Origin of the sequence: Athalassotoga saccharophila (genome assembly GCF_009936215.1) — a bacterium.
Taxonomy (GTDB): Bacteria; Thermotogota; Thermotogae; order Mesoaciditogales; family Mesoaciditogaceae; genus Athalassotoga; species Athalassotoga saccharophila.
The window spans coordinates 1,134,539-1,157,025 of the sequence record NZ_AP019551.1; the positions used below are offsets into that span (position 1 = coordinate 1,134,539).

The following is a 22,487-nucleotide window of genomic DNA, read 5'->3' on the forward strand; positions in this document are numbered from 1 at the left end:
TTCATTTACCAAGATATTTTTGTTGCACAATGATAGATTGTTGCTGGGCCCAATCGAGAGCCTGCTGGGGTGTCATAGTAAAGTGAACGGCATTTTCTACGGCCGTACGTATGTTGTCTATTACACTCGGCCACCAGGGAAGATTTTCAGAATAAGAGATGCCATTTGCAAGGCCATCAACTATCGCAGAAGGATTGTAGGATGTTCCCTGAGCAAACAAATTCCATTGATCGAGGCTGACCACCGTCTTGTTAAGAGGCGAGTAATTCGTATTCATAGCCCAGTAAATTTGTACTGCCGGGCTAAGGAGGAATTTGACATATTCCCATGCCGCATTCTGCTGATCCTTCGTTGCCGTGTTGAAGATCACAAGGGTTTGTCCCCTAAAGAGCGGTGATTTTTGATCGCTTATTCCAACCGGGAAGGAGGCCATCTCTATGCCGTCTTTTTGGCCTGCTATATCCGAAAGATCAAATGGCAGATCGGCCCCCTCTCCTATAAGCATGGCAACAGACGACGTCGTAAGTTCGTTATCGAAATAATCGAATTTCGCGTAAGCGTATCCTTCCTTGACAAGATTAACTAAGAAGGTAAGGGCGGCAACGTTTTGAGGCGAATTTATTATAAGGGATCCCTCTGGAGTTATGTATTTGCCTCCACCGAATTGTCTTGCAACGGCTGTCAAAACACCGTAAGTCGTTCTGAACCCGAGACCATATCTGACAGTTTTGCCGTTTTGAACTACAGTTAAAAGTTTTGCATCCTGAGCCAATTCATCCATGGTTTTCGGAGGCGTTAATCCTGCCTGCGCCAGCATCATAGGTCTGTAGTAGAGAACGTAAACGCTTTGGTTAAATGGAAGCGTGTAGACCCTACCGTTTATCTTACTCATATTTATGATAGACGGATAGAGTTGAGATGCAACGGTCGTAAAGTCGGGGAAGGAATCCATCGGCGTTACAACACCTTGTGCAACGAGAGCGGCTGCCCACGCGGGATATACCTGAGCAATTGTTGGAAGTGTATTTGCCTGAGCCGCAGCGAGAATCTTTGAATCGAGTTGATCTCCGTTACCAACAAAGACGAGTTTTACATCGATATTTGGATGTTCTTTGTTGAAGATATTTGTTATTGTTTGAAGAGTTGTACCGAGTTTTGCCTCCATTGCCTCCCAGAAAATGACTTCGGTCTTCTGGGCAAGAGAGATGGAAGCAAGTCCCAAAACTGCAATAATAAGGAATGCAATAACCCTTTTCATGTCCTACCTCCTCTATTTTAAAATAGAAAAAGGGCCTTTAAGCCCTTTTGTTTTCTAACATATTCATCGCATCGTCGACTGTCCATGCGCTTTTTAACTCAACGAGTTTTCTTTCGTCTAAATATTTTCCCTCTATCAAAACATTGCTTATTCTGTCTGTCCATCCTCCCGTTCCTCTCAATAGAATTATGGGAATTCTCATCAGATAAGCGGCAAAGATCTCAAGTCCTGTTCCAGCCTTTCCTCCAACGCTTATGACGGCATCGACGTTGTACATCATCAAAACCGATCTCATCGAAGAATCTATACCAGTTTTCAACTCATAAGAAAGATAAGAATTGCCATTTTCTTTTCCCGGAACGATGCCTATGACCGTTCCTCCATTTTCTTTAGCGCCTTTCGAAACAAGATCCATTATTCCGTCCGTTCCTCCGGTAATAAGCACATGATTCCTTAGGGCAATCTTTCTTCCAAGATCTTCGCATATCTCTCTGAGGTATTTGACAGGTGGTTCATTTATATCTCCAGAATAACCTATAACGCCTATTCTCATGATCATCTTATACCTCTATTTCTTTACTTTAGTTTTATCTAAACATTAATATTATACCAAATAAAATTGAAATTCTAAATATTCTTTTTGGCAAGATGACACGAGTGAAAAGTTAGTAATATGCACACACCTATGTATTGAAATAGGGCACATTATGATATAATTTAATTATCCAATTTGAAGGGAGGAAACTTCTGGTTTTTCAGAGGATTAGCATGAGTGTTAAGACCGGAGAGATTCTTGAAGGAACAGTTACAGCCATCAAAAATTTTGGCGTTTTCGTCAAAATTGAAGGCGAAGGAGAGGGGTTAGTTCACGTTTCCAAAATAGCAAACGGATACGTAAAGGACCCCGGAGAATACTTAAGTGTGGGTCAAAAGGTCAAAGTCAAGGTATTAAACGTTGGAGAAAATGGGAAGATGGATCTTTCGATCAAAGATGCGGGGGAGGTCATAAAAAAGAAAGATTCATCCCAGCCAAAAGAAAAAGAAGACAAGCAAAGTGATTTTGAACAAAAGATGTCAAAGTTCCTTAAAGAAAGCCAGCAAAAGTCAAGCGATTTGAAAAAAAGATCTGACAGGTATGGATAAAGGGTTATAAAATTAATCGAGGACGTGCCACAAGTTGGACGTCCCCTTTTGGTTTATTTTTTAGGTTAAACCCGAAAAAGGCAGAACCAGATCCAGACATCGAAACGTATTCCATATCCGCAAAGGCTTTCATTGCTTCTTCTACTATGTCTGGATACTTTTTTTGTGCCACTATTTTAAATGTGTTGTACAGATTTTCGCGGACATTTTTTTCATCTTTTCGCTTAATTCCATCGTAAAGCATGTAAGGATCGCAATTTTTGCCCGTCAAATTCATCTCATCAACGAGATCGTACATTTCCTTTGTTGAAAAGCCTATCTTTGGAAAATAAATCTCTAAATTCAAATCGAGTGGATCTAAATTATGAATTCTATCTCCTTTACCTTCAACAACTGCGCACCCGCCGTCGATAAAAAATGGAACGTCGCTTCCGATTTTCGCGGCAATTTCCTTCATTTCGGATATCCCTTCTCTCTGGCATAGATACCACAAAAGAGCCGCCGCATCAGCGCTTCCTCCGCCCAGACCGGAAGGTGAAGGAATATGTTTTTCAAGTCTTATTTTTAAATTATAACTTTTGCCGGTCAACTCTTCGAAAATTTTGAGAGTTTTGTAAAGTGTGTTGGATTCGTTCCATTTGAGATCGGAATTTGTCGAAAAAGACAGTTCATCGCTCTCTTCTATTTCTATTAAATCGTAAAGGGATATGTTATGCATCAAAGAACAGATGTCGTGGAGACCATCTGTTCTTTTGGAAAGTACTGAAAGGTTTAAATTTACCTTCGCGTAAGCCTTTATTATCATTTCCACCTTAAAACGAGTTGCTTTGCAGCCCTGACATCATCGAGACGCCTTACCGGTGTTACATGCGGCGCTTCGAGGAGTAGTTTTGGATTTTCTTTGGCCTCTTTTGTTATTTTATCTATCACTTCAACGAATTTGTCAAGTGTCTTCTTAGACTCGGTCTCTGTCGGCTCTATCATCAAATCCTCATGGACTATGAGCGGGAAATAGACCGTCGGTGGATGGACACCGTAATCTAACATTCTCTTGACAAAATCGAGGGCTTTTACTCCATGATCGAGTAAAGGCTCCGTTGTAGCAACGAACTCATGCATACATGGTTTCGTATCATATGGAACTTTTAATATCTTTGAAATCCTTGCCTTCAAATAATTTGCATTCAAAACGGCCATTTCACTTGCGCGTTTGAGACCATCCCCACCCATCGTCAAAATATAGGCGTAAGCCTTAACCAAGACCGAAAAGTTGCCGTAGAAACTTCTTACACGTCCTATTGAATGTTTGTGAGAATAATCGAAGAAATATTTTTCTCCCTTTTTCGAGACGGTCGGGACCGGCAAAAATGGTTCGAGGAATTTTTTGACACCTATGGGACCGGCACCGGGCCCACCCATTCCGTGAGGGGTTGAGAAGGTTTTGTGAAGGTTGAAATGAACCACGTCAAAGCCAAGATCTCCCGGTCTTACTTTACCCATTATGGCATTCAAGTTTGCACCGTCGTAGTAAAGCAAACCTCCCGCATTGTGAACTATCTCTGCAATTTCGAGTATACGCTCGTCAAAAAGCCCCAGCGTATTTGGATTTGTAAGCATTATGCCGGCAGTTCTGTCACTTACCATTTTTTTCAATTCGTCTATATCGACCATTCCATCTTTGTCAGATTTTATCTCGATGGCCTTGTATCCATTCATCGTTGCCGTCGCCGGATTCGTTCCGTGGGCCGAGTCGGGAATTATCATTTCGTCTCTTTTGAAATCCTTTCTGAACCTGTGATATGCCCTTATGATCGCTATACCGGCGAATTCTCCATGGGCACCGGCGGCAGGCTGAAGCGTCATCGCGTCCATTCCGCTTATGACCTTCAAATCTTCCTGAAGGTTGTACATGAGTTCAAGGGCACCCTGTATAGAACTCTCATCCTGATACGGATGGATCTTTGAAAATCCATCGAAAGAGGCCGCATATTCGTTCAATTTTGGATTGTACTTCATAGTACAAGATCCGAGTGGATAAAATCCGACATCAACTGCGTAATTGAGCCTTGAAAGATTTGTGTAATGTCGTACAACGTCTCCTTCTGTTACTTCTGGCAACCGCGGAGGATTTGATCTTTTGAATTTATCCGAAAGTTCATAACCTTTAACGTCTGATTTGGGAGGAATGAATCCTCTTCTTCCGGCAGTCGAGATTTCGAATATCAATTCCATCTCATATCGCCTCCACAACAGAAATGAGTTTATCGATTTCTTCTTTTGTATTCGCTTCGGTTGCACAGAAGAGTAAATGTTTTTGCATGCCTTTATCTAATTTCGACAGATCGAGAGGACCTATGATTTTGTTTTTGAAAAGTGTTTTGTAAAACTTTCTTACATCCAAATCTGTCCTCACGACGAATTCGTTGAAGAATTCTCCGTAAAATACCCTTTCAAAATGTCCTGTTTCTTCAAGTCTATCGAGCAGATAATGGGACTTTGAAAGATTCAACTCGCCTATTTCTTTAAGGCCTGCAGGGCCTAAAAGTGAGAGGTAAACAGATGCGTAAAGCGTACCGAGAGCATGGTTTGAGCAAATGTTGGACGTTGCCTTTTCGCGCCTTATATGTTGTTCTCTTGCCTGAAGCGTCATTACGAAGCCCCTTTTTCCCTCGACGTCTACAGTCTCGCCTATTATTCTGCCCGGCATGGTTCTAACGAGTTTTTGATCTTCTCTTATGGCGAAAAAGCCAAAAGCGGGGCCGCCAAGATTCATAGGTATTCCGAGACTCTGACCATCGCCAACGACGATGTCCGATCCCAACTTTCCCGGCGCCTCAAGAATTCCAAGGCTTATAGGATTTGCAACGACTATGAATAAAATATCACCGATACTTTCCTTGATGCTCTTTAGATCTTCTATGATCCCGTAAAAATTCGGATATTGAACAACGACGCACGCGGTCTCATCGTCTATCTTAGACTTTAAATCCTTAACAGAAACCATACCCGTCTCATCGTGAGAAAAGTTCTCGATCTTTATTCCGGGTCCGGCAACGTATGTTTTGACGGTCTCGAGATATTCCGGATGAACCGTGTCGGCGATTAAGGCTTTGTATTTTTGAGTGTATCGAGAAGCCATCAAAACGGCCTCAGCAAGGGCAGATGCCCCATCGTACATTGAGGCATTTGCTATTCCCATACCTGTTATCTCACATATCATCGTTTGAAATTCGAATAAAGATTGCAATGTTCCCTGTGAGACCTCTGCCTGATAAGGCGTGTAAGCCGTGTAAAAATCACCACGAGAAACGATCTGGGAAACGGCCGAAGGTATTACATGGTTGTAAATTCCAGCCCCAAGAAAGTAAGAATATCTGTCAGCGCTCGCGTTCGAATAGGCCATCTTTCTCAATTTAGAGAGAACGTTAAACTCGTCCATTCCATCTGGCAAATCGAGTGAATCTATCCTTTTTTCGGCCGGAATGGTTGAAAAGAGCGAATCTACATCTTTAACTCCTATTGCCTCAAGCATTTCCTTTACATCTTGATTGGTATGGGGAATATAAGAGTCCATCTGAGTCCCCTCCTTAGGATTTTTCATTCTGACTCTTTCACAAACTTATCGTAAGCAGCCTTATCAAGCAAATTGTCGAATTCTTTCGGATTCGATACCTCTATCTTTGCAATCCATCCATCGCCTTCGGCAGATTTGTTTATCAATTCGGGAGTTGATTCAAGCGCTTTGTTAACTTCTTTTATTTTTCCGCTGACAGGCGCATAAACATCGCTTGCGGATTTAACTGATTCAACTGAGCAAAAGACCTCTCCCGCTTTGACGGTTTTTCCGACTTCGGGCAGATTTACGTAAACAACATCTCCAAGTTGTTCTTGAGCGTGGTTTGATATTCCAACCGTCGCGATCTTTCCATCTAATTCTGCCCATTCATGTGTTTTCAAATATTTTTTCATTCCAACTACCTCCTGATCATTTTGATTTAACGCTTCCTCTATAGAAAGGTGTCTTGACAACAGTTGCCTTCACCTTTTTACCGTGTACATCAACAAGGACTTCCGTACCTATTTTGGAATATTCATTTTCAACGTATCCCAAAGCGAGAGATCTGTTCAAGGTTGGAGATTTGGTTCCGCTCGTTATATGACCTATCTTTTTTTCTCCATCGAAGATTTCGTAGCCATGACGCGCTATTCCCCCGTCTATCTCAAATCCTCTCAACCTTTTTGAGACCCCATTTTCTTTTTGTTTTAAAAGTACCTCTTTGCCATTGAAGACGGGTTTTGTAAAATCAACGGTCCATCCAAGACCGGCTTCGAGAGGCGTTGTAGTATCGTCTATATCATTGCCATAAAGCATGTATGTTGCCTCAAATCTAAGTGTGTCTCTTGATCCGAGACCGCAGGGCTTTACCTCTTTTCCGCCTATCTCGATCAATTTTCTCCACAAGGCCACCGCGGCGTCAGGTTGAAAATACATCTCAAACCCATCTTCGCCGGTATAACCCGTTCTTGAAACTATGCAGTTTATCCCATTTATCTGTCCAAGAGTGAAGGTGTAAAATGAAATTTTAGAAAGGTCTACCCCGGAAATCTTTTTTAGAATCTGCTCGGCCTTTGGCCCCTGAAACGCTATCTGGGCATAATCACTTGAGAGATTTTTTACATTGACATTGTAGTTATCTTTTTGGGAAAGAATCCACTCGTAATCTTTGTCTGTATTTGACGCATTAACCACAAGAAGTATTTTGCTTTCTGAAAATCTATAAGCGAGCAGATCATCGACTATTGTGGCATTCTCGTAGCACATCGGACTATAACATATCTCTCCATTTTTGAGTTTTGAGACGGAATTCGTTATTATCTTATCGACAAAGCGCAGTGCATCGTGTCCTTCGACAAGGATCTCGCCCATGTGGGAGACATCGAAAATTCCGGCCGATTCCCTGACAGTCTTGTGCTCTTCGATTATGGAAGTGTACTGAAGAGGCATCTCCCAGCCTCCGAATTCGACCATCTTTGCCCCTAACCTTTTATGTTCGGCCCATAAAGGCGTTTTTTTCAATTCCATGATCTTTTCCTCCCCTTTTTATTTTATGACTCCGAGTTTTTTACCTATCTTTGCGAATTTTTCAAGGGCAAAGTCGAGAGAGTTACGCGTGTGAACTGCGCTTATCATTACACGTATCCTCGCCTTGCCTTTTGGCACCGTCGGATATCCTATAGACTGGGCAAAGACGCCTTCTTCGAATAACATCTTGCTAAAATTGGAAGATACCTGAGCATCGTAAAGCATAACTGGCGTTATAGGCGTCTGACTGTGGCCTATGTCAAATCCCATAGATTTCATCTGATCTTTGAAGTAATTGGCATTATCCCATAATCTTTTCACAAGTTCATCACTTTGATCGAGTATCTTTACGGCCGCAAGAATTGCCCCAACATCTGGCGGAGTGGGAGCGCTCGAGAATAAAAATGGCCTCGCCTTTTGCTTGAGATAATCGATGAGTACTTTGTTCCCCGCGACGTATCCACCTATAACTCCGAAGGCCTTTGACATCGTCCCTATGTCTATATCAACCTGTCCTTCAAGTTTAAAGTGGGCCACTATACCTTTTCCAGAAGGGCCGAGAACTCCTTCACCGTGCGCGTCGTCGACCATCACGAGGGCATTGTACTTCTTCCCAAGTTCGACGATTCCTTTAAGTGGCGCAATGTCTCCATCCATACTGAAGACTCCATCGGTAACTATTAATTTTCTGCGCGCATCGTTGGACTTTAACTTATCTTCCAGATCGTTTAGATCAAGGTGATTCCATCTTATTATCTTGGCCCCGGAAAGTCTGCACCCGTCTATTATAGAGGCATGGTTCAACTCATCGCTGAAGATTAGATCTTCTTTGGAGACCAGTGGAGGAATTACTGCCTGATTGGCGTTAAAGCCAGATTGCACTAACATTGCGGCCTCGGCACCTTTAAATTTTGCGAGGGCTTTCTCGGCTTCTTCATGAATCGAGAGCGTCCCTGCGATCGTTCTCACAGCGCCCGGGCCTACCCCCCATTTTTCTATTGCCTCTATCGCGGCCTTTTTTAGTCTTTCATCGTTGGCAAATCCGAGATAATTGTTGGAGCAAAGATTCAAAACCTTTTTACCGGATATATTTAGCCATTCGCCTTGAGGAGTCTCTATGGTCTTTATGTTGTTGTAAAGGCCTGACTTTTTAAGTTCTTCAAGTTCGTCTGAAAGTTCCTTCCAGTTAAACATAAATCCACCTCCTCACAGTTTCAAAACGACCTTACCACATTTGCCCTCTTCCATCAACTTAAAGCCTTTTTCGTAATCATCGAAGTCAAGGACATGCGTAATTATCTTTGAAAGATCTAACTTTTTATTTTTAAGAAGTTCCGCTCCCTTGTACCACGTTTCAAACATCTTTCTTCCCGTTATTCCGTAAACTCTTATGGCTTTGAAGATCACGAGATCGTTTAAATTTATCTGAACATCTTTATCGTAAACGCCCAGCAATGAGGCTCTTCCCGCATTCGTCAAAGAGGCTAAACCATCATGAAGCGCCTGCGGATTGCCACTCATTTCTATAAGCACATCCGCGCCATCTCCGTCTGTCTCTTTTTTCACGATATCCACCAAAGATTGATTCTTAGGATTCACAACTACATCTGCACCTATTTCTTTTGCAAGATTCCTTCTGTATTCGTTAACCTCGCTTACGATTATCTTGGCCGCTCCGGCCGTCTTTAAAACGCCTATCGCAAGCAAACCTATGGGACCCGCTCCCGTAACGAGTACATTCTTTCCCGTAACGTCCTCTGTGAAGATCGTGTGGATCGCGTTGCCCAGCGGCTCCTGAACAGAGGCCCATATCGAGGGAATAGATGGATCGTTTTTCCAGAGCACGATCTCGGGTACCTTGACATATTCGGCAAAAGCGCCATTCATATCAACACCGAGAATTTTAAGGTTCTGGCATACATGCATATTTCCAGTCCTGCATTGTTTGCAATGACCGCAGGGAATGTGCGTCTCGGAAGAGACGAAATCTCCGATTTTCACAAGAGAAACTTCAGATCCTACCGCAACAACCTCACCGGCGAATTCATGTCCGAGAACCTGTGGCACATTTATGTGTTCCTTCGCCCATTCATTCCACAGCCAGATGTGCAAATCAGTTCCGCATATCGACACAGCCTTTACTTTAACTAAAACCTCGTGCGCTTCGAGATCTTTGGGCACATCAACGGTCATCATCTTTGCGCCGTAATGAGGCCCATCTTTAACTATTGCCTTCATTTTTGCAGGCAATTTTTCCATCACCGTCTGTCATCTCCTCCAAATCACTTTCTAATTCAGTGTACAAAGAAATTTTACCACTAAAGTTGAATTAAAATTAGTGATCAAAAATATACTATTTTTTTGTACAATAAAATTGAAGCGCGCTTCAAAAACAAAATGGGGGTGGTAAAGTGGCGGCAGGAACAAGACCTGTAAGTACGGTTTCAAAGGCACTTTCTTTGACGATTTCTCTCGACACAGGCAATTTAAGACCAAATGGAAATCCCATCGTAAGCCGTGTAAGAATTAACGGCGTAAGGGAAGACGCAACATTTGAAGATCTTTACGATCTTGCGTACCTTTATTCCAGCCTCGTCTCAAAACAAATAGCGGACATAACGGTAAATGAGAACTCGGCTTTAGGGCCGATAGACTGAGGTGAAAGAAAATGAGATATCTGAATATGAGATGGATAAGTTCGTCAGATGGATCGACAAAAGCACTTAGAATAAACAACGTAAAAGAGAACATTACCCAAGATGAGATAATGGCCTTCATGGAAAAGGTGGCGACACTTCAACTTTTGAAGACTTCCAAAGGTTCTCCGGTCGATACGATCGATTCCGCAACGGTTGTGAATACCGATTCTACCCAGATATTCAACTTTGTCCAATGAATTAAGGGGGCACATGCCCCCTTTCTGAGAAGGTGATTCTGTGGAACTTCTAAAGATACTTTTGAATATAAAGAATTTCATAGAAATTGCAGTCATAATCGTGGAACATCCCGGAGATGGACCTGCAAAAAAGGAAAGGGCAATAAAGATCGTAAAAGAACTAATGAAGATAAATGACATACACCTGCCGGTACCGGACCAGATACTGGAGATGATTTTGGGATTTGCAATTGACGATTTTGTCGGATGGGCAAATGAGAAACTATGGGGAAATCAAAATGGTTGAGATGGAAAAAACGGTTAGAGCGATCGTCAAAAAATACGCACATTCGGTAAAGAGAGACGAATTTGAAGATCTGTGTCAGACCGTATGGTATCTTGTACTTCTTTCGGAAAAAACTTACGATAAACAAAAAGGAATGTCGCCACAATCTTACGCTTATTACTTTGCGGATATGAAATTGAGAGATCACTTCGACAGACAGATAAAGTTGCCCGGCACAGATGGAGAATTCTCGCTTTTAAGAATGAAAGCGATAAGTTTCGAAGACACAGACCAACTTCCAGACACAATTGAATTCACAATCGAAGATGAGATACCTTCGGCAATAAAGTTAAAATCAGAAGGATACACTCTCGAAGAAATATCTAAAATCCTTAAAGCATCTATGAGAAAAATAAGAAGAACGATAAAAGAATACCAAAGATCAATCTAAAAGGCAGGCTCTCGCCTGCCTTTTTTATTTTACTTAAGAGAAATGGCTCCCGTTGGACAGGAATCCTTTGCATCCTCGCAGCATCCTGCGCTGCAATCGTTTGCTATAACGTGGGCCTTACCATCTTCTCCCAATTTAAAAACATCGGGACACAAACTTTCACAAACGCCACAACCTATGCAAGTATCTTCATCAACAAATGCTTTCATAAGACACACCTCCAAAAAATTGTCGGCTCAATTATAGCATTTTTTTATTCTTGAGCCAAATGGGCACTTGGCGCGCTTTCTGCCGCTACTTCATCCAAGAAGATGGCATAAGGCCCTTCTATTCCATTGAAGTGCGTCTTGTAATCGAGAGTATATGCTCCGGCGTTCAGGAAATAGACGATATCTCCCATCGTTATATCTTCCGGCAGTTCAACCTCATCGTAGACGACGTCTATGCTATCACACGTAGGACCCGCAAGTGTGAAGGTCTTTTTCGGATGATCATCCTTTCCATCTACGACTATTCTGTATCTAAGGTTTTCTATAGTTTCCATTAAACCATGGTAAACGCCAGCATCGATGTAGACCCATTCTTTCTTTTCCTTCGATGATCTCAAAAGGACTCTCGATACGAGTATTCCGGCATTTCCAACCATCGAACGGCCCGGCTCTATGAATAGTACTGGCCTTTCCATGAAGTTGAAGTATTCATCAACGCTTTCATTTATTACATCGGCAATCTCTGAGACAGTCGGGATATCCCTTACGTACTTGACTGGAATTCCTCCTCCGAGATTTATCGTCGTCATCTTTATGCCCTCGAGTTTTGCAAACCAGAAAATGTCCGCAACCTGCATTAAGGCATCTTTCCAACTGTACTTATCGTAACACTGAGATCCAACGTGGAAAGAAACGCCTATCGGGGCAAGGCCGAGGTCTCTTGCGTAAATGACGAGTTTCTTGACATGATCTATGTTTGTTCCGAATTTCCTCGACAAAGGCCAGTCGCTATCAGATCCGTTCATCGCGAGTCTCAAATACACTTGAGCACCGGGAGCATTTCTTGCTATCTTCTCGAGTTCCATCTCGGCATCTGCCGCAAAGTAATTTATGCCTTTGTTGTAAGCAAAACGGATATCTGCTTCTTTCTTTATCGTATTCCCAAAACTTAGCCTCGATCCGGGAATTCCCATGCTAAGAAGCAACTCTATCTCTCCACGGGATGCAACATCAAAAGAAGATCCCAGATCGTAGAGTCTTTTTATTATCTTTGGATGAGAATTCGCCTTCACAGCGTAAAAGACTCTTACACCGTTTATGTTGTTTATAAGTTGGTTGTAATTGTCCTCGATTATATCGAGGTCCATCACCACAAAAGGACTTTCATTTGAACGTGCTATTTCTCGCACACGCTCCGAAATGTCCATATCACCCCACCTCTTTCATACAAGATTTCGAATAATGATAGAACCAAATATGTTATGAATATAAGTACTTGAAGGTTAAGATTTTCTTTTATACGAAGGATTGAATTTCATCTTTTGAACTAAGTTTGATATACTTAGACAAAAGGCGTATGGCAAATGGCATGTGGCAGATAGAAAATTGAGAATTAAAAATTGATAATCGAAAATTTGCAATTCTCAATTTAGATCTATTTACCCTTCACCTGTCACCAATTGTGCCATCTTGCCGAAGCGAGGAGTGATAAAATGCCGAAACTCAGGGTTGCCCTTGTTGCACACGACAAAAAGAAGATAGACATGGTGATGTTTGTAAGAGAACATTTAGACGTGCTTTCAAGGTGTGAATTGTACGCGACAAACACAACCGGAACGGTTTTAGAAGATAAATTGAAAATAAAAATAAATAAACTTCTCTCTGGTCCTCTCGGAGGGGATCTTCAAATAGGCTCAATGATAGCATCGGGAAAGATAGATTACGTGATCTTTCTAAGAGACCCTCTAACGGCCCAGCCTCATGAGCCAGACGTCTCTGCACTTTTGAGAGTTTGCGACGTTCACAACATTCCTCTGGCCACAAATTTGGCAAGCGCGACTGCGATAATAGAAAAGATAATAGCAGATCTTAACGATGAGAATTCCAAGAATAATAGCCCAAAATCTTGATGACCTTTTCGTCGTTGGAGGAGCCGTCAGAGACTTCCTTTTAGGGATAAATCCAAAAGAGTACGATCTTATAACGACCACTCCCCTTGACGAGATAAAATTCAGAACCTTTAAGGAATCAAAGACCGGCGAGACCGTCGGAGCCTTTATGAATGGTGTCAAATACGATATCTCACATTATAAGTCCCTCGATCTCGACTTAAAAAGAAGGGATTTCACGATAAATTCGATGGCCTTCCCGGTCTCAAAGGATGGCAAGGTAATCGAAGAAATCGTAGATCTCTGCAACGGATTAAAAGACCTCAAAGATCGTATCCTTAGATCCTTCGATCCCGACACCAACATGAGATCGGATCCGGTCAGAATTCTACGCGGATTAAGACTTATTGCGAATTATAATCTTGATGTTGAAAAAAATACATTGATCTCGATGAAGAAATACATGCCGCTTGTGGAAAATGTTTCGAAAGAGAGGTTATTTCAACCTCTGGATGGCTTTGTCAGGGGAAAGTACTTCGAAAAGTCTATTCCTGTGGCAAAAGATCTAAAAATAGAGATTCTTGGCATACCGTCTCAAAATTTGGAGATGGCATCAAAGGTCGATCCAAACTGCAGATGGCAGGCAATCTTTGCGGAATCAAATTCTGATGAATTCGCCATTAAGGTCTTTCCTCCAAAAGAAATTTTAAGATCGATCTTGAGAATGAATGAATTCGTGGATCAAATAAAAAACAAAAGATACGAATGGGCGGTAAAGATAAAACCTCACGAGGCCGGGTGCCTGTCCCAAATTTTAAATGCGCTTGGAATGGATGATGAAATCGTGCGAAAAAGAATGAGATCAAAATTGGGAATATCGGCCGAGGCTCTAAAGTCTCAGGGCATCTCAGGAAGGGAGATAGGAAAAAGACTTGCCGAAGAATGGAAGAAGGTTTTAGAGGCACAACGTAATATATTGTAAAACATGATTAACAATTCAATATGCATTTGTTTTTCAATAATTTACAAATTGTGTGATAAAATCTTTTCAAAGTGGTTTCAAATTTTGAAAGAACAGGAGGGATAACATATGTTTAAAAAGAGAAGAGAAGGTTTTACGCTTGTAGAACTTTTGATAGTTATGGCCGTTATAGCCGCTTTGATGGGCGCGCTTGTACCGGTGGCTTTGAGTGCAATAAGACATGCAAATGCAACGAGGGTGGCGGAGAATTTGCAATCACTTGTGACTCAGGTACAACAGTACGCGTATTCTGAGCATACTCTTCCAAGTATGAGCGCTTTGGCTACAAGTGTATCGGGCGGAAATACAACTGACTATGTAATTTATGGGGGGACATCTCCAAGCGCGATAACCCATGCAATTACTTCCGGAAGTAGTTCAATAACAGCACCTTTGACATATTTCGCTGTGGTTTATACTGGTGGATCAGTGAGTGCGGCGGATGTTTATAATGTCTGGAAAGGTGCTACAAGTACAATTAGTGGTATTACTGGCACAGTAATGGCAACTGGAGTTATAAATAAGTACTGGTAATCAATCGACCCGTGGCAAATGGCACGTAGCGGGTGGCGTGTAGCACGTAGAAAATAGAGATTAGAGAAATTTGTGATTCGTAATCCAGCAAAAGCAGTCATTAGTGATTAGACATTAGAGAGAAAAGAGAAGATATTTAAAGTAATTTGAAGATAATCGAAGATAAAATTAGGAGATCGTCAAAGATCTCCTATTTCTGTTCGTAATCGTTCAAAATCGCCTTTTATGCCCTTTCGATTGATTTTTTCAAAAGCGCGAATGTCATCGATACTCCAAACCATATCGCAGGGACAAAGAAGTTCATCCACATTGGAGTTGGAGATTGGGAGACTCTTAAAAACTCTCTCATGGCATTTGTCGCGTACCACAAAGGATTCGCGTACACGAATATTTTTATGTACCACGGAAGGTTGAAAAGTGGAAAGTATATTCCGGCAAGGAATTCGAGAGGAAGGTTTACAACGCTCGAAAGTGCGCTCACGGCCACGGCGCTCGAGACTGCCATTCCTATTGCAAACCCCATCGCCGTGTAGACTGCGCAGGAGAAAAGATAATACAAAAATGCCTGAATCGAAAAGATATCAACACGTGCCTCCATTACAAAAACCGCAAAGATCGCAAGGCCTAAGTATTGAATTATCATGATGATTATTCTCGAGAAGGTGAATCCGAAAAAGAAACTCGGAGGGCTCATCGGCGTTGTCGAATATTTTTTTAAAACCTTTCCGTATCTCAAAAAAGAAAGTTTGGGAGCGACCAAAATTAGGCCCGTTGTGAAAGAGGCTATAACGAGAATTCCCGGAGTTACAAAATCGGTGTAGGATGGTGAGCCCATTATCTCACCGAGTATTTTTGAGTTAACCGTTATGTTTTTTATACTTTGCCCAAGCGTTTTTGAAAAGAAGGTATTTATTTGCGATGTAAGGCCCGATATCATGCCCTGCGCCAAAGCAGACGAGGCCCTGTTTGGTACATAATACGTCTCAAGGCTGACGGGAAAAAATTTAAGTCCCATTTTAGAAAGCAAAATCATCCTCGCTATGGACTGATCAAAATCTTGAGGGATGACAACTAAGATGTCATCTTGACCGTAGAGAATCTTCTCTATCGCTTGAGATTTTTGGGATGGATCCATAACCGTCAAGGTAAAGACGGCGCCCTTGTTTGGAAAGGACATCGATTTGAGTACCTGAACAACTTTATTTGAAAAGTCGAAATTCGACCCGGATTCGTTTATGAGAATCACGTTGAAATTCATTGATCCCTGCATTCCAAGATTTGAAAATGCCAAAACGAGAAGAACAAGCAAAAGAATTGGAAAGATGATAACCCAGAATATAGATCTCCTGTTTCTCAAATCTGAAAGCAAGTGAAATTTAAAGAACTTCCAGAATGCCTTCAATCTCTTAATCCCCTTCCGGTAAGAGTTAAAAATACATCCTCCAACGTTGGTTCAACAAGAGATATATCTGTTATCTTTACCGAATTTCTCTTTGACCATTCGACAAGTCCTTCGAGGGTTGTTGTGATATCATCCGTCTCTATTCTGAAATGATCGTCTACAACGTCAACAGATCTCAATTCTTCGATGATAGATTTTGAAGGCAATTCAGCGCACATAAAATCTATCTCGCTCTTTCCTCCGTATTTTCTTATAAGGTTTTTCGGGGTGTCGCTTGCGACGATCCTTCCTCTGTCTATTATCGATATTCTATCGCAAAGGGTTTGAGCCTCTTCCATGTAATGAGTTGTCAAAAAGACAGTTTTGCCACTTTTTTTGAGATCTCTTACGAGTTGCCAGACTGATTCCCTCGATTGCGGATCGAGTCCAACTGTGGGCTCGTCTAAAAAGATAATGTCTGGATCGTTGACAAGAGCCGTTGCTATGGCAAGTCTCTGGCGTTGTCCGCCAGAAAGATTGTCTGTAAAATCCTCTGCCTTTTCTTCTATCTGAACCATCTTTATTATCTCTTCGGGAGATTTTGCATTTTTGAAAAAGGAGGCAAATAGTTCGATGACTTCTTTCACTTTTAGATGATCGAGAAACCTTGTCTCCTGAAGGACAACGCCTATTCTCTCCTTTACAAAAGATGGAGTTTGACCATGTATCTTATGACCAAAGAAGGTTATTTCGCCCTCGCCGGCCTTTCTGAGTCCTTCGAGTATCTCGACCGTCGTCGTTTTGCCGGCTCCATTTGGGCCGAGAAATCCAAAGATTTCCCCCTTGTAAAGATCTATATCTATCCCCTTCAAAGCCTCAAAACGTCCATATCTCTTCTTCAAATTTCTCACTTCTAAAACCTTCTCCATTTTATCACCTTGATAATTATACTATAATTTCTGCTTTTTCTACGTGTCATAAGCCACAGGTTCACTTCACGTATTTCGAGAGATTTCACAAAAATGGTATAATTAGTCTGTTCTTACGAAAGGAGCATTTCGATGGAACTTCCGGATGTACAAAGTGAGAGGGACGTAAGAAATGTTTACATAGATAAAGTTGGCGTGAGTGATATAATCTATCCAATTGTCGTTTTGGATAAGACAAATGATTATCAGAATACCGTTGGAAAGATAAACATGTACGTCGATCTGCCCAAGGACTTCAGGGGTACCCACATGAGTAGATTTGTAGAGGTCTTAAACGCTCACATGGGAAAGATGACGATTCAAAATATGGAAAGAATCCTCGATGATATGAAATCAAAACTCAACGCCGAAGTTTCCCACCTTGAGGTTGAATTCGATTATTTCGTGATGCGTCAGGCACCAATTTCAAAGATATCGAGTTACACGCCTTACAAGGCAAAGTTCATCTCAAAAAAGGACAAAAATTTCGATTTCATCCTCGAGGTCATCGTACCGGTTCACACTTTGTGTCCATGCTCGAAAGAGATAAGCGAGAGAGGGGCACACAATCAAAGGGCGAAGGCAGATATATCTGTAAGGATGAACAAAATAGTGTGGATAGAAGATCTCATAGATGTGGCCGAAAGTTCGGCCTCGGCCCCGCTCTTTACACTCTTAAAGCGAGAAGACGAAAAATACGTAACTGAAAGTGCATACGATAATCCCAAATTCGTCGAAGATATAGTGAGAGACATCTCTTTAAAACTCGAAAGGGATGAAAGAATAACATGGTACAACATAAGAGTTACAAGTTATGAATCAATTCATCCTCACAATGCTTACGCGTGCCACGATCAATGGAAGGAGCTTGCAAAATGAGAGAGGCTCTTTTTTTTGAGGTTTTAAAGGATGATAGGGTAAGATGCGATCTTTGTCCGCACCATTGCGTGTTAAAGGTTGGACAAAGCGGGATATGCAACGCGCGCAAAAACATAGACGGGATATTGTACTCTCTCAACTATGGTCAGGTATCCGGTATCTCCATGGATCCGGTCGAAAAAAAGCCTCTTTTTCATTTCTTTCCGGGCGAAGGAATCCTATCCGTCGGAAGTTGGGGATGCAATATGTCATGCCCTTATTGCCAGAACTGGGAGATATCCCATGCCATTCCGCGGGTGAGAGAATTTCCTCCGGATCAAATAGCAACGCTTGCAAAGGATCATAAATCTTTTGGAATAGCCTACACATATTCCGAGCCGGTAGTCTGGTTTGAGTATGTCTTAGATTGTGCCCGCGTTGCGATGAAAGAAGGCCTTCACAACGTGCTTGTAACTAACGGTTTTATAGAGGAAAAACCCTTTAAACTTTTGATCCAGTACTTTTCTGCCATGAACATAGACGTTAAATCCTTCAAAGAAGATTATTACAAAAAGGTCCTCGGTGGAAATAGAGACATCGTGATGAAAAATGTTGAGATGGCTTACAAGGCCGGCATTCATATAGAACTGACAACGCTTGTCGTTCCCGAAGACAACGATTCTGAAGAAGAGATAGAGGGCATAGCGAAATGGATAAGCACGATAGACAAATCTATCCCTCTTCATCTTTCAAGATACTTTCCGAATTACAAGTACGATAGACCTCCCACAGATCCCGATAAACTCGAAAATCTTTGGCATGTTGCCAAAGAGTATCTCGATTACGTCTACATTGGAAATATTCCCGGAATGCATGAAGACACCGTGTGCCCGAAATGCGGTAATCTTGTGATAAAACGCAATGGATACAATGTCGAAATAGTAGGTCTTGACAAGGAGGGGAACTGCACAAATTGTGGCCATCACATAGCGATAAGAAAGTGAATTTTTTATCGGTCCGTAGCATTTTAATATCTGTTACTCTCATCTTGATCGTTTTGGTCGTGATCTTTGTCGCACTGACAAGAAAGCCTCCTCAGTATTACGTCCAATATGGAACGGCGCTTGGAACCAATGTGAAGATCTCTTATGCGACTTCGAAGGGAAATGCAAAAGAGGTAGTCGATCAAATGTTTGCAATCCTCGATAAAGTCAACGACACTTTCAATCCATGGCTCGTTGGATCCGAACTTTACAATCTCAACCATTCGGACGGGAAGTGGGTCAAGGTAAGTCCACAGTTAATGGATGTTCTAAAATACTCAATCGCGATTGCCCAAGAAACGAATGGAAGTTTTGATCCAACAATAGGGAGACTTACAGATTTGTGGGGATTTAATTCGACTGATTCGAAAAAGTGGCATCTGCCATCTGCTTCCGAGATAGCGAATGCATTATCGCATGTGGGGTATCAAAATGTGCAGTTCGACGGAGACAAAGTAAGAATTTTAAATGGCGCGTGGATAGATCTTGGTGGAATCGCTAAAGGATATGCAGTTGAACTTTTGGTCAAATTTGCAAAGGAAAATGATCCTTCATCTACAGGCTACGTTGACATAGGAGGGGACATAGGAATAATAGGTCCAAAGTATGGGAACCAGCCGTGGAAGATAGGAGTAAGGAATCCCGACGGAGGTCCAAACGATGCTATAACCTATGTTGATCTTTACAGTGGTTACATAGCGACTTCTGGTGATTATGAAAGATACATAACCGTGGGAGGAAGGAGATATTACCACATCCTAAATCCAAAGACTGGATACTCTCAAAATTATTTCCAGTCAGTCACGTCAATTTCTGACAGCGGGATGCTTTCAGATGCTTTTGGTACGGCCGCCATGGTTTCTGGTCCGAATTATTTGAATCAATGGGCAGCCGAAATGGGAGTGGCGTATCTTGCGATAAATAACGGTCAAATGCAATCGAATGAATTGTGGAACGAATATGCCCAGTGAATTAAGCGCAAAAAAGATAACAACTTACGGAATGCTCATAGCCGTTGGCTCGGCCATATACGTTCTCGAAAATTACGCGCCATTTCCAGTGCCGATTCCGGGCGCGAGATGGGGCTTTTCGAATATGGTCATAGTTTATGCTCTCTCTGATACTCCAATTTCTTGGCTTGTGGTTTTAACCATAGGTAAATCGCTCATAGGAAGTTTGCTCGGAGGAACCTTCCTTGCGCCAACATTTTTGATGGGATTTTTGGGATCGATTGGCTCAACCTTTGTAATGTATCTTTCATTTTTTGCCATGAAAAATCGCACAGGTTTAGTTTTTCATAGCGTTCTTGGCGCTCTAACGAACAATTTTGTTCAGGTTTTGATAGGAGTTCAAATAGTCAACAGTTGGGCAATAATGTCTTATTTGCCTTACATGGAAATAATAGGTATTCTTTCCGGCATAGCCAATGCGGTGATAGCGGGTGTCCTTGTCAAAAGAGTGAAAAACGAAAGGAAGATATAGGTGAAAAGAGGAGTCATAATAACGATCTTCACGATTGTCGTGGTTGGAGGGGTTATAAGTGCCATCCTTTTCATAAAACCCGCCCCCAAATATTACACCCGCTACGGGATCGAACTGGGCACGAATGTTGAAATAACATATGCAACATCTAAGGGTAATGCAAAACAGGTAGTTGACGAAATGTTCAAAAAATTCAATGATTACGAGGAGATCTTCGATCCATGGCTTGCGGGATCCGAACTTTACAATCTAAATCATTCAGATGGAAAATGGACAAAGGTATCTCCGGCACTTTTGACGGTCATAAGGGATTCGATTGACTTTGCAAAACTCACGAATGGGAGGTTCGATCCGACAATCGGCAGACTTGTGCCGCTTTGGGGATTCAACACTGACAACACAAAGAACTGGCATTTACCCTCTTCTCAGGAGATAAAAGATGCTCTAAAGCACGTGGGTTATCAAAATGTCGAGATAAAAGGAGATGAGGTAAGGCTTTTGAACGGAGTCTGGCTCGATCTCAATGGCATGATGGAAGGGTACATCGCTCAATTGTTCGTTGAAATGGCAAAGCAAAATGATCCGAATTCCACGGGATTTGTTGATATAGGTGGAACGATAGGCATAATTGGCCCAAAGAACGGAAATGAACCTTGGATAGTTGGAATTCAAGATCCGAGAGGCAATCCCAATCAAGCCATATCGTACGTTAAACTTTACAGCGGATACGTTGGCACCTCTGGAGATTACGAAAGGTACATAATAGTGAATGGTAAGAGATATTACCACATATTCGATCCCAAAACCGGATATTCCAACGATTATCTTGAATCTGTCACAACGGTATCGACAAGATCGATATATTCAGATGGCTTTGGCGTTTTCTCAATGGTGGCAGGCCAAGAGGCGATGAAAGAAATGGCACAAAAGATAGGCGTTGCGTATTATGCGATAGATGAAAATGGGCAGGTTATAAAGAGTGCAAACTGGGACGAATATGAATACAAAAAATAAATTCTTCTCAAAATGGGATCTTCTTTTGATAACACTTTTAGTCGTCGGTCTGGGAATATGGATAGGAGTTAAACAATTCTCTCCGCCGGCGGCAAAGGCGGTTATCCTGCTCGATGGGAAGGTATACAAAGTTATCCCGCTTGACAAGAATGCTTATTACAAAATTTATCGCGGGGATACTTATCTTATGACCGTTGAAACTAAACCCGGCGCAATAAGGGCGACTTATTCGACGAACTGGATCTTTCCACAAACTGAGACAACTCAAGTTAGCGTCGCGACGGGATGGATTTCGAAGGAAGGTGAGACCATAATAAGCGTCCCAAATAAGATAGTCATATACACCGAAGGTTCAAAGGAAAAAACTTTGTACGATGCGATGACATATCAAAATTAGGTGATAAGATGATAACACTTGCCTCCTCTTCTCCAAGAAGAAAAGAACTCATAAAGAAGATCTTCAAAGAAGTCGAGATAGTCAAGCCCGATGTTGATGAACAGGTAATAGAGGGCGAGAGTGCGATCGAGATGGTCAAAAGGCTTTCTACAATGAAGGCGAATTCTGTAAAGCGAGATAACATAATCATAGCGGCAGATACAACCGTAGAAATAGATGAAACTATCCTCGGAAAGCCTTTAGACGAGGAAGATGCTTTCAGGATGATCTCGATGCTGTCTGGAAGATGGCACAAAGTTCATACCGGCGTCTGCATAAGGTATGGTAGTGAATGTATAAGTTTTGTAGAAACTACAAGAGTAAAGTTTCACGATCTCGATAGAGAGACGATCGTCAATTACGTAAAGTCCGGAGATCCTATGGACAAAGCCGGGGGGTATGGAGTCCAGGAAAATATGGGAATGGTCCTTGTTGAAAGAATAGAGGGAGATTTCTTCAACGTTGTGGGACTTCCCATCTCTCGAATATGGTGGGAGTTGAAAGGTAGAAAATGGATTTGATATTATGATTCTTTTATGATAAAATCTTATTGAGA

The 22,487-nt window shown here is 41.9% G+C and carries 28 protein-coding genes; 15 read left to right on the forward strand and 13 right to left on the reverse strand.

Annotation, left to right across the window (positions count from 1 at the left end; translation table 11 throughout):
* Position 1: 1 nt before the first annotated feature.
* On the reverse strand, positions 2-1,258 hold the full coding sequence (locus ATHSA_RS05635) for an ABC transporter substrate-binding protein (protein WP_161848160.1): 1,257 nt from the start codon (positions 1,256-1,258) through the stop codon (positions 2-4).
* A 37-nt stretch (positions 1,259-1,295) separates the two neighbouring features.
* Entirely contained in the window at positions 1,296-1,811 is a 516-nt protein-coding gene (locus ATHSA_RS05640) for a TIGR00725 family protein (RefSeq protein WP_197739112.1), read from the reverse strand.
* Positions 1,812-2,026: 215 nt separating this feature from the next.
* Between ATHSA_RS05640 and ATHSA_RS05645 the strand changes: the two genes are divergently transcribed.
* Positions 2,027-2,401, forward strand: a complete 375-nt coding sequence (locus ATHSA_RS05645; RefSeq protein WP_161848161.1) for a S1 RNA-binding domain-containing protein — start codon at positions 2,027-2,029, stop codon at positions 2,399-2,401.
* A 4-nt stretch (positions 2,402-2,405) separates the two neighbouring features.
* On the opposite strand, the gene ispE is transcribed toward ATHSA_RS05645, so the two are convergent.
* From ispE to tdh, 7 genes are read right to left on the reverse strand one after another with little or no spacing between them, the layout of a single operon-like run.
* Positions 2,406-3,206, reverse strand: a complete 801-nt coding sequence (gene ispE / locus ATHSA_RS05650) for a 4-(cytidine 5'-diphospho)-2-C-methyl-D-erythritol kinase (protein WP_161848162.1) — start codon at positions 3,204-3,206, stop codon at positions 2,406-2,408.
* A complete protein-coding gene (gcvPB, locus tag ATHSA_RS05655; RefSeq protein ID WP_161848163.1) occupies positions 3,203-4,633 on the reverse strand; it encodes an aminomethyl-transferring glycine dehydrogenase subunit GcvPB in 1,431 nt (476 codons plus the stop codon). Before gcvPB ends, ispE begins: the two co-directional genes overlap by 4 nt.
* 1 nt (position 4,634) lies before the next feature.
* Complete coding sequence (gene gcvPA, locus ATHSA_RS05660; RefSeq protein WP_161848164.1) at positions 4,635-5,975, reverse strand: aminomethyl-transferring glycine dehydrogenase subunit GcvPA; 1,341 nt, start codon at positions 5,973-5,975, stop codon at positions 4,635-4,637.
* A 23-nt stretch (positions 5,976-5,998) separates the two neighbouring features.
* Entirely contained in the window at positions 5,999-6,370 is a 372-nt protein-coding gene (gene gcvH / locus ATHSA_RS05665) for a glycine cleavage system protein GcvH (RefSeq protein WP_161848165.1), read from the reverse strand.
* A 16-nt stretch (positions 6,371-6,386) separates the two neighbouring features.
* On the reverse strand, positions 6,387-7,487 hold the full coding sequence (gene gcvT / locus ATHSA_RS05670) for a glycine cleavage system aminomethyltransferase GcvT (RefSeq protein WP_161848953.1): 1,101 nt from the start codon (positions 7,485-7,487) through the stop codon (positions 6,387-6,389).
* A gap of 15 nt (positions 7,488-7,502) precedes the next feature.
* On the reverse strand, positions 7,503-8,678 hold the full coding sequence (locus tag ATHSA_RS05675) for a glycine C-acetyltransferase (protein WP_161848166.1): 1,176 nt from the start codon (positions 8,676-8,678) through the stop codon (positions 7,503-7,505).
* Positions 8,679-8,690: 12 nt separating this feature from the next.
* Positions 8,691-9,743 (reverse strand): L-threonine 3-dehydrogenase, encoded by a 1,053-nt coding sequence (gene tdh / locus ATHSA_RS05680; protein WP_197739114.1) that lies wholly within the window; start codon positions 9,741-9,743, stop codon positions 8,691-8,693.
* A gap of 152 nt (positions 9,744-9,895) precedes the next feature.
* Between tdh and ATHSA_RS05685 the strand changes: the two genes are divergently transcribed.
* The 4 genes from ATHSA_RS05685 to ATHSA_RS05700 are packed head-to-tail and all read left to right on the forward strand — an operon-like array spanning position 9,896 to position 11,096.
* Positions 9,896-10,141 carry a DUF1659 domain-containing protein gene (locus ATHSA_RS05685; protein WP_161848167.1) on the forward strand — a complete coding sequence of 82 codons (246 nt, stop codon included), beginning with the start codon at positions 9,896-9,898 and terminating at the stop codon, positions 10,139-10,141.
* An 11-nt stretch (positions 10,142-10,152) separates the two neighbouring features.
* Positions 10,153-10,380 (forward strand): DUF2922 domain-containing protein, encoded by a 228-nt coding sequence (locus tag ATHSA_RS05690; protein ID WP_161848168.1) that lies wholly within the window; start codon positions 10,153-10,155, stop codon positions 10,378-10,380.
* Between the two features lie 40 nt (positions 10,381-10,420).
* Positions 10,421-10,666: a hypothetical protein gene (locus ATHSA_RS05695; protein WP_161848169.1), complete on the forward strand. Its 246-nt coding sequence runs from the start codon at positions 10,421-10,423 to the stop codon at positions 10,664-10,666.
* On the forward strand, positions 10,659-11,096 hold the full coding sequence (locus ATHSA_RS05700) for a sigma factor (RefSeq protein WP_161848170.1): 438 nt from the start codon (positions 10,659-10,661) through the stop codon (positions 11,094-11,096). Before ATHSA_RS05695 ends, ATHSA_RS05700 begins: the two co-directional genes overlap by 8 nt.
* Positions 11,097-11,125: 29 nt before the next feature.
* Here the strand turns inward: ATHSA_RS05700 and ATHSA_RS05705 are convergent, their stop codons facing one another.
* Together ATHSA_RS05705 and ATHSA_RS05710 are read right to left on the reverse strand one after the other, a co-directional pair.
* Positions 11,126-11,305, reverse strand: a complete 180-nt coding sequence (locus tag ATHSA_RS05705; RefSeq protein ID WP_161848171.1) for a ferredoxin — start codon at positions 11,303-11,305, stop codon at positions 11,126-11,128.
* 44 nt (positions 11,306-11,349) lie between these two features.
* Positions 11,350-12,513, reverse strand: a complete 1,164-nt coding sequence (locus ATHSA_RS05710) for a type III PLP-dependent enzyme (protein WP_161848172.1) — start codon at positions 12,511-12,513, stop codon at positions 11,350-11,352.
* 285 nt (positions 12,514-12,798) lie between these two features.
* Between ATHSA_RS05710 and ATHSA_RS05715 the strand changes: the two genes are divergently transcribed.
* The 3 genes from ATHSA_RS05715 to ATHSA_RS05725 all read left to right on the forward strand — a co-directional run bounded on the left by ATHSA_RS05715 (position 12,799) and on the right by ATHSA_RS05725 (position 14,749).
* A complete protein-coding gene (locus ATHSA_RS05715) occupies positions 12,799-13,215 on the forward strand; it encodes a methylglyoxal synthase (protein ID WP_161848173.1) in 417 nt (138 codons plus the stop codon).
* Positions 13,181-14,176: a CCA tRNA nucleotidyltransferase gene (locus ATHSA_RS05720; protein ID WP_161848174.1), complete on the forward strand. Its 996-nt coding sequence runs from the start codon at positions 13,181-13,183 to the stop codon at positions 14,174-14,176. Before ATHSA_RS05715 ends, ATHSA_RS05720 begins: the two co-directional genes overlap by 35 nt.
* A 108-nt stretch (positions 14,177-14,284) precedes the next feature.
* Positions 14,285-14,749, forward strand: a complete 465-nt coding sequence (locus ATHSA_RS05725) for a type II secretion system protein (RefSeq protein WP_161848175.1) — start codon at positions 14,285-14,287, stop codon at positions 14,747-14,749.
* A 223-nt stretch (positions 14,750-14,972) separates the two neighbouring features.
* On the opposite strand, the gene ATHSA_RS05730 is transcribed toward ATHSA_RS05725, so the two are convergent.
* A complete protein-coding gene (locus ATHSA_RS05730; protein WP_161848176.1) occupies positions 14,973-16,151 on the reverse strand; it encodes an ABC transporter permease in 1,179 nt (392 codons plus the stop codon).
* Positions 16,148-17,059, reverse strand: coding sequence for an ABC transporter ATP-binding protein (locus ATHSA_RS05735; RefSeq protein ID WP_161848177.1), 912 nt, complete (start codon positions 17,057-17,059; stop codon positions 16,148-16,150). Before ATHSA_RS05735 ends, ATHSA_RS05730 begins: the two co-directional genes overlap by 4 nt.
* Before the next feature lie 132 nt (positions 17,060-17,191).
* Here ATHSA_RS05735 and folE2 point away from each other — a divergent pair, with 132 nt between their 5' ends.
* The 7 genes from folE2 to ATHSA_RS05770 are packed head-to-tail and all read left to right on the forward strand — an operon-like array spanning position 17,192 to position 22,452.
* Entirely contained in the window at positions 17,192-17,977 is a 786-nt protein-coding gene (gene folE2 / locus ATHSA_RS05740; protein WP_161848178.1) for a GTP cyclohydrolase FolE2, read from the forward strand.
* Entirely contained in the window at positions 17,974-18,960 is a 987-nt protein-coding gene (gene amrS / locus ATHSA_RS05745; RefSeq protein WP_161848179.1) for an AmmeMemoRadiSam system radical SAM enzyme, read from the forward strand. Before folE2 ends, amrS begins: the two co-directional genes overlap by 4 nt.
* A gap of 44 nt (positions 18,961-19,004) precedes the next feature.
* The gene (locus ATHSA_RS05750; protein WP_232060054.1) at positions 19,005-19,970 is read left to right on the forward strand and encodes an FAD:protein FMN transferase; all 966 of its coding nucleotides are present in this window, start codon (positions 19,005-19,007) and stop codon (positions 19,968-19,970) included.
* Positions 19,960-20,481, forward strand: coding sequence for a Gx transporter family protein (locus ATHSA_RS05755; RefSeq protein ID WP_161848181.1), 522 nt, complete (start codon positions 19,960-19,962; stop codon positions 20,479-20,481). The genes ATHSA_RS05750 and ATHSA_RS05755 overlap by 11 nt, the downstream gene beginning before the upstream one ends.
* Positions 20,482-21,495: an FAD:protein FMN transferase gene (locus tag ATHSA_RS05760; protein WP_161848182.1), complete on the forward strand. Its 1,014-nt coding sequence runs from the start codon at positions 20,482-20,484 to the stop codon at positions 21,493-21,495. It abuts the gene before it with no gap.
* Positions 21,479-21,892: a NusG domain II-containing protein gene (locus ATHSA_RS05765; RefSeq protein ID WP_161848183.1), complete on the forward strand. Its 414-nt coding sequence runs from the start codon at positions 21,479-21,481 to the stop codon at positions 21,890-21,892. The genes ATHSA_RS05760 and ATHSA_RS05765 overlap by 17 nt, the downstream gene beginning before the upstream one ends.
* 8 nt (positions 21,893-21,900) lie before the next feature.
* The gene (locus ATHSA_RS05770; RefSeq protein WP_161848184.1) at positions 21,901-22,452 is read left to right on the forward strand and encodes a Maf family protein; all 552 of its coding nucleotides are present in this window, start codon (positions 21,901-21,903) and stop codon (positions 22,450-22,452) included.
* Positions 22,453-22,487 lie beyond the last annotated feature (35 nt).

Bases quoted from the DNA above. Each gene is read 5' to 3' on its own strand.
- ATHSA_RS05635 (WP_161848160.1), bottom strand. From the start codon at position 1,258: ATGAAAAGGGTTATTGCATTCCTTATTATTGCAGTTTTGGGACTTGCT.
- ATHSA_RS05640 (WP_197739112.1), bottom strand. From the start codon at position 1,811: ATGAGAATAGGCGTTATAGGTTATTCTGGAGATATAAATGAACCACCT.
- ATHSA_RS05645 (WP_161848161.1), top strand. From the start codon at position 2,027: ATGAGTGTTAAGACCGGAGAGATTCTTGAAGGAACAGTTACAGCCATC.
- ispE (WP_161848162.1), bottom strand. From the start codon at position 3,206: ATGATAATAAAGGCTTACGCGAAGGTAAATTTAAACCTTTCAGTACTT.
- gcvPB (WP_161848163.1), bottom strand. From the start codon at position 4,633: ATGGAATTGATATTCGAAATCTCGACTGCCGGAAGAAGAGGATTCATT.
- gcvPA (WP_161848164.1), bottom strand. From the start codon at position 5,975: ATGGACTCTTATATTCCCCATACCAATCAAGATGTAAAGGAAATGCTT.
- gcvH (WP_161848165.1), bottom strand. From the start codon at position 6,370: ATGAAAAAATATTTGAAAACACATGAATGGGCAGAATTAGATGGAAAG.
- ATHSA_RS05675 (WP_161848166.1), bottom strand. From the start codon at position 8,678: ATGTTTAACTGGAAGGAACTTTCAGACGAACTTGAAGAACTTAAAAAG.
- tdh (WP_197739114.1), bottom strand. From the start codon at position 9,743: ATGGAAAAATTGCCTGCAAAAATGAAGGCAATAGTTAAAGATGGGCCT.
- ATHSA_RS05690 (WP_161848168.1), top strand. From the start codon at position 10,153: ATGAGATATCTGAATATGAGATGGATAAGTTCGTCAGATGGATCGACA.
- ATHSA_RS05700 (WP_161848170.1), top strand. From the start codon at position 10,659: ATGGTTGAGATGGAAAAAACGGTTAGAGCGATCGTCAAAAAATACGCA.
- ATHSA_RS05705 (WP_161848171.1), bottom strand. From the start codon at position 11,305: ATGAAAGCATTTGTTGATGAAGATACTTGCATAGGTTGTGGCGTTTGT.
- ATHSA_RS05710 (WP_161848172.1), bottom strand. From the start codon at position 12,513: ATGGACATTTCGGAGCGTGTGCGAGAAATAGCACGTTCAAATGAAAGT.
- ATHSA_RS05715 (WP_161848173.1), top strand. From the start codon at position 12,799: ATGCCGAAACTCAGGGTTGCCCTTGTTGCACACGACAAAAAGAAGATA.
- ATHSA_RS05720 (WP_161848174.1), top strand. From the start codon at position 13,181: ATGAGAATTCCAAGAATAATAGCCCAAAATCTTGATGACCTTTTCGTC.
- ATHSA_RS05725 (WP_161848175.1), top strand. From the start codon at position 14,285: ATGTTTAAAAAGAGAAGAGAAGGTTTTACGCTTGTAGAACTTTTGATA.
- ATHSA_RS05735 (WP_161848177.1), bottom strand. From the start codon at position 17,059: ATGGAGAAGGTTTTAGAAGTGAGAAATTTGAAGAAGAGATATGGACGT.
- folE2 (WP_161848178.1), top strand. From the start codon at position 17,192: ATGGAACTTCCGGATGTACAAAGTGAGAGGGACGTAAGAAATGTTTAC.
- amrS (WP_161848179.1), top strand. From the start codon at position 17,974: ATGAGAGAGGCTCTTTTTTTTGAGGTTTTAAAGGATGATAGGGTAAGA.
- ATHSA_RS05755 (WP_161848181.1), top strand. From the start codon at position 19,960: ATGCCCAGTGAATTAAGCGCAAAAAAGATAACAACTTACGGAATGCTC.
- ATHSA_RS05765 (WP_161848183.1), top strand. From the start codon at position 21,479: ATGAATACAAAAAATAAATTCTTCTCAAAATGGGATCTTCTTTTGATA.
- ATHSA_RS05770 (WP_161848184.1), top strand. From the start codon at position 21,901: ATGATAACACTTGCCTCCTCTTCTCCAAGAAGAAAAGAACTCATAAAG.